Consider the following 5,813-nt stretch of genomic DNA (forward strand, 5'->3'; position numbering starts at 1 on the left):
ATATGTACAATTATATATTTTCATGCTATTTTTCCATGTAACAATGAAATCTTTCTATCCCTGGATATTTTTCTCCTAAACTTTTAACTTGAAAACCAATTCTTTTATAAAATTCTACCGCCCCATCGTCTGTCTCCGCTTCTATATAAGTCAATTGGTATACTCTTACAATCTCTTTAATCATTTGTAGTGCAATTCCTTTTTGACGATAATTTGGCGCCACTGCTATATGACATATTCGTGCTTTAGTTTCTCCGATTATTTCAATACCTAGACAAGCTTTTTCTTCATATTTGTACAAAGTCCCTTTATTACTTTGATAAAATATTATTGCCTTCTTTAAGCTTATTTCATTTCGACCGACGGCATATTGTAGCACATTTAATATTGAATCTTTTTCAATTTGTTCAACGCGATGTATATTCATACTTTCATCCCTTTCTATGAAAAAAGACTAGCTCTTAATAAAAAGAGCTAATCTCATTACGCCGTTATTTTTTCTTCTTTTTTTACAACGACAGCCACATAACTATGAAGTATCATTCCAATAATAACGAGACTCATACCAATCCAAGATAATGATGACGGAATTGGTGCAGATAACCAGATCAGCTCTCCTACTAGCGCAAATAAAACTTCACCAGACTGCGTCGCTTCCACTGTTGCTAATTTTTGCGGATCATCTTTCACAAGATCTGTTGCAAAGAAAAATAATACTGTCGCGATTAACCCAGAGCTAACTGCTACAATAAAACATTGAAAAACTTGGCTACTTGACGGTAATCCACCTGTTGATACTTCGTAACCAGATAATAAAAACCAAAATGGTAAACTTGCTAATGTCATACCAAGTACTCGCTGAAATACATCTAATTCCCCTTTACAAACTTGCATCATTTTTCTATTTCCAAGAGGATACGCAAATGCTGCAATAAGTACAGGAACTACACATAAAACGGTTTCACGAATACCTAATGAAGAAGCATGTTCTACTTGCATAAGAACAACACCGAATAAAATAATGCCCGACATAACTAATTCCTTCATCGGAAGTTTTTTATGTAGTGGATCCACCGCAAAAAATGGTGTTAACAAAATCCCTGCAACGATTGTAATTTGCCATGTTGATGCAACAAGCCAACCTGGTCCGAACGCTCCAGCAAAACTAAGCGGTGCATAAAAGAGACCAAATCCAACGATACTCCACACTAACCATTCTTTCGGATTGTTTTTCATATATTGAAAGAGTTGCTTTAAGTTCCCTCTATACATAACAATAAGTAATAGCATTGGAACCATAAAATAATACCGTAATGATGCACTCCAAATCCAGCTTCCACCTTCTAAGTCCATTGCCCTGTTTAAAACAAAAGTAAAGGCAAAGAAAAAGGATGCCAATATCCCTATAACAATTGCTTTCATTGTAAAACCCCTTGTATTTAATTTTTAATCTCTATGACATATATTTTAGTATACGCGATGAAAAATCTACATACAAACTTACATTTCACTTTGGGATGATGAAGGAATTGTAGTAGATTTACATGGGAATAAAGTGCATTGGTATGAAATCGAGGCCATTACATATCAAAATTTTCAAGGGTCAAAATCTACTTTAATCTCGACCCACTATACTCACCATGAAAATATACACATCCGCTATAAAAGATGGCTACCAACTATTGCACATTCAATTTACTGGTTTTCTATTGAGAAACCAAAAGGTTATCATAAAAATTTAATGATAGCTTGGGAAGAAAAGCGAACGAATAAAAACAAACGCCTCCTTTAATTATTATTTAGGGGCGTTCGTTCATTCAAAAATTAAAGAATATGTAGTTTATATTCTCTGTATAATTTCTTCAATCGATTTATATGGGCTTGATGATACCGATTATGATCTGCTATATGCCATATTCCCCATCTTATTGTCGCAGTTTCCCCTTTTTCATACAAAACTTCCCGCATTAAATCAGTTTCTGTTAGTGTCATACATTCTTCATAAAACAATTTTTGCACTGCTTCATAATCTTGCATTAACTCTTGCAATGTGTTTTTTCTTAAACTTGGTAATTCTCCTACTTCATTTAACATAGGACCATATTTATTTTCAAATGCTGGCGGAACATCTTCTCCCTTGAAACGATACACCCAATGTAAATCAACAACTGCTAAATGCTGAAGTAACTGCCCAATACTATTTTCATTATTTTCAGACCCTTTATAGGATAGTTCGTTCTCTTCAGTACCTTCGACTAACCTTTGCAATCTATTAAACGTATCAGCAACCGTCGCATACAAAATCGCTACTTGAGGGTCCATATTTCTTTCTAAATAGAGATCTTTCATACAAAACTTCCTCTCTTAAAAGAACAACACCATATGTTCATCATCACTATACACACCATTCATTTTTATAGCCCTTTTTTCAATTCCGTATGTTTTAAATCCCATTGATTCATATAATCGTTTGGCTGGTTCGTTCGTTGACACAACCCCTAAATTCAATTGCTCTAGCTTCATCTCTTTTGCCCTTTCAATTGCTTTACGTATTAAATCACATGCAAGACCACTTCTTCGATTTTCAGTATCTACATACATTGCAACGATATGTCCTTTATGCTTATATGCGTCTTTTTCTTCTGTTAATAAAGTAACAACCCCAACTAAACGATTTTCATTATTAAAAGCACCAAATGCAAAACTACTATTGGATGAAAGATTACTAGCAACTCGTTCAAGAGGATTTTCTTGACGTACTGCTTCTTCATAAGTCGTTATAAATGCTTCTGGATTTACTTGTAATGCTTGTAAACGTAACTCCCAATATTGTTTTGCATCCGCTTTTGTAAGTAATCGAATCATTTTATCTTCCCCTTTTTAATTTACATAATATTTTTATAGGCTACTTTTTTTGATTCATACTCTTCTTTTAATATACTGTAACGATTGCGATGAATGAACTTCCCCTGTCTCAATCGATCATTTCTCATTAACCCTTCGCATACAAATCCGGCACTTTCATAACTCTTTTTAGCTTTTATATTATCTTCATCTACACGTAACCAAATTTTCTCCAATTCAAACTGAGAAAAACCTATTTGTAACATGCTGTTTAGAGCTGCCATTCCAAATCCTTTACCCCAATAGTCTTTATTTCCAATCGCAATTCCTAGTTCAGCATTTTTATTTGTTTTATCAAAATTTTTAAGGTCTACCCATCCAATATGTATACCTGCCTCAGTAACGATTGCCCTTTGTTCATAACCATTTTTTCGGCTTATACAAGCTTCAATCCAGTTTCTCGTATCTCCACGAGTGAACGGAGGATATTGATCTGGTACGACTAAATGCTTTGTTACATCTCTATCTAATGACCATTGATAGCGATCTTCTACATCATCTAGTGTCAATTCTCTTAATTGAACATATGGTACATTCATTTTTCTCTCCCCTTTTTATTTACCAATAGAAAATCCTTCGAACACTCTTCCACCATACTGTTCTAACGTCTTTTCTATAAAATGAATTAATTCATTTTTCTCTCCCGTTTTATAAAAATGATCAAAAGCGACTACAAATTTGTTTGCATATTGCTCATCATATCTTCTTAGCACTCTAATAAACCATTTTGAACTCCCAAGCCACTTACCATTTACTCTTAATACATATTCATGTACTAAATCCGCTAATAAATTAGCGATAAACAATTCTTCTTCTCTTTTTGTTGCACCAATAAAGTCATCTAAAGTATCCGTAATAAAATATCGCTTCTGCTTAATCGTTTCTTCGGTCCATTTAGCTGGTCCTTTATGTAGTAAATCATTCGCTTCTTTTTTTAATTTCTCAATAATTTCCTTTTCCCCTTTTAATGCAATCCCTTCTGAAACTAATTGTGGTAACGACGGTCTCCCTCGATCACAATCCATTTTGAAAAAGGTTTTATATGTTTCAAAATTATGAACAAACACCTCAACAGGCCATCCATTACTATAGAAAGATTCCCTATAGCAAGAAGTTAAACTTTGGTCAACTATTACAATATCAAGGTCAGATGTTTTCGTCGCTTCTCCTCGTGCAACGCTTCCGCCGAGTAAAGCTACATCACAATTAGAAAATTGTAATGTAATTATGTTTTGTGCTGCGTCAATTGCTTTCATAACCGATCCTCTTTTCTTATTTCACTTTCTTTTTTTCAGCTCTTTCTCTCGCTTTTTTTATATAGCTTTCTGCATCTGGTGTTTTACATGACGTTGCACCGTGATCAACCTCTACTTTTCCAATTTCACGTGCAATTTCAATCGCTTGTCGCTCTAAGTCTTCATTACGAATTCCTATTGCGATTAAAGCACTATTCATCGCTTCTTTTTTTCTATTTTTTTCATTATGTATATTTTCTTTAATCTCTTCTAAGTACGGAGAGAAGAAATCATCATGTAACGTTTTATTTTTAATCGCTATATTTGCTAATAAAGACCAGCCAGCTCTTCCAATCCATTCATCATTAGACTTTGTCCACTCTTCCATTCTTTCTATTGCAATTGGCGAAGTACATATAGAGTTCATAAGAACATCCATCAAACAGTAATAATCAACATCCTGAATCCAACTATTAAGCTGTTCTGTCGTTATTTTTTTCGGGTCTAAAATATAAGTTGCTAAAGTCATTGCGTCCATATTTTTCGTTTCCCACAATCCAACTGCTAAATCATGATCTTTTTTTATCTTCTTTTTTAACAATTTTAAATTCGCAAAACTAACTCCAAATAACGGCTCTTTCGCTCCGTGGTTTTTATACGTTTTTCGATTTTGTTCTGTTCCATATTCCTCTAATTGCTGCATTACTTCCTCAAGTAACATATACCCACCTCTTTATCTTTTATGTTGACTGTATATATGTATGTACGATATATTCTACATTACTTTTTGGTTTTCCTATATTTATTTTGAAAGTACGGTATGTGAAATTTCTAAACATCGCACAGCTACACCATCAAAAAACTGTACATGTTAAACATACAGTTTTTTGATGGTAACAATTTTCCGTAGAATAAAATATTTTGTTTTTCGTCCGCTTCTTGTAAATATTTATTAATCATTCCAAGTGCTGCCCTATCCTTAATTGATCCTGTAGGGTTATGCCATTCACATTTAGCATAGATAGAAAGGTTCTTCGTTTCTTCGCATTCTAATTTAATGAGAGGTGTATTCCCGACATTTTTAGAAAACTCATACAAATGTTTTAATGTCATACTTCTATACCTCCTGCATAAATGATATTGATTACATTTATTCTTAACCAAAATACTTTCTACATTTTAATAATTCTCTCAATAAGATTTTCTTATATAAAAATCCCTACAAACGCTGTAGGGATTTATGTCTAAATCATTTTGCTACACTCTATTTCATATGAAAATAGTTTCCTTATTCAGATGCATTCATAAGCACAATTCTCCAACCATCTGGATCCTCTATTGTGGTTCCTTTCTCTATCCAATACGGGTTTTCTGGTTCCACCTCATGATAGCCCATATTACTTAATCGATTCACTATCTTTTCAATTTCATCTTTATTAGGCATATAAAAAACTAGTAAATTATCTTTTGTCGGTGCCGGACATGGACTTCCATTAACATGTGTAGTAAACTCCAAATGATACTCTTCATCTGGTAATCCAAACATAACCCCGTCATATCCTTCATGATTGTGAAATTCCCCTATACGTTTTAGTCCTAATCCTGTTTCATAAAAACTGATCACTTCTTCAAATTTATCTGTTGGTCTTGCAATTCTAAATTGAACCCAATTCT

The 5,813-nt window shown here is 33.5% G+C and carries 8 protein-coding genes and 1 pseudogene; all 9 read right to left on the minus strand.

Going from position 1 to position 5,813, the window contains the following annotated elements:
- Positions 1-25: 25 nt before the first annotated feature.
- Positions 26-427 (minus strand): GNAT family N-acetyltransferase, encoded by a 402-nt coding sequence (locus tag ACQGS6_RS21895; RefSeq protein WP_001020847.1) that lies wholly within the window; start codon positions 425-427, stop codon positions 26-28.
- A 56-nt stretch (positions 428-483) separates the two neighbouring features.
- Entirely contained in the window at positions 484-1,422 is a 939-nt protein-coding gene (locus tag ACQGS6_RS21900; protein ID WP_000644594.1) for a DMT family transporter, read from the minus strand.
- 402 nt (positions 1,423-1,824) lie between these two features.
- Entirely contained in the window at positions 1,825-2,349 is a 525-nt protein-coding gene (locus tag ACQGS6_RS21905; RefSeq protein ID WP_000654220.1) for a DinB family protein, read from the minus strand.
- A 15-nt stretch (positions 2,350-2,364) separates the two neighbouring features.
- Positions 2,365-2,865 carry an N-acetyltransferase family protein gene (locus ACQGS6_RS21910; protein WP_426965599.1) on the minus strand — a complete coding sequence of 167 codons (501 nt, stop codon included), beginning with the start codon at positions 2,863-2,865 and terminating at the stop codon, positions 2,365-2,367.
- 20 nt (positions 2,866-2,885) lie between these two features.
- On the minus strand, positions 2,886-3,443 hold the full coding sequence (locus ACQGS6_RS21915; protein ID WP_074626035.1) for a GNAT family N-acetyltransferase: 558 nt from the start codon (positions 3,441-3,443) through the stop codon (positions 2,886-2,888).
- A 15-nt stretch (positions 3,444-3,458) separates the two neighbouring features.
- Positions 3,459-4,160, minus strand: coding sequence for a nucleotidyltransferase domain-containing protein (locus tag ACQGS6_RS21920; RefSeq protein ID WP_000643679.1), 702 nt, complete (start codon positions 4,158-4,160; stop codon positions 3,459-3,461).
- A 16-nt stretch (positions 4,161-4,176) separates the two neighbouring features.
- Complete coding sequence (locus tag ACQGS6_RS21925; protein WP_000923454.1) at positions 4,177-4,860, minus strand: DNA alkylation repair protein; 684 nt, start codon at positions 4,858-4,860, stop codon at positions 4,177-4,179.
- 185 nt (positions 4,861-5,045) lie between these two features.
- Positions 5,046-5,252: pseudogene (locus ACQGS6_RS21930) on the minus strand (pyridoxal-phosphate dependent enzyme); the annotation flags it as partial.
- Positions 5,253-5,427: 175 nt separating this feature from the next.
- Positions 5,428-5,813 (minus strand): VOC family protein (locus ACQGS6_RS21935; protein WP_426965600.1); only part of this gene is annotated, 386 nt, incomplete at its 5' end.

This window comes from Bacillus sp. GMs2/2 (assembly GCF_050172095.1).
GTDB classification, from domain to species: domain Bacteria; phylum Bacillota; class Bacilli; order Bacillales; family Bacillaceae_G; genus Bacillus_A; species Bacillus_A cereus.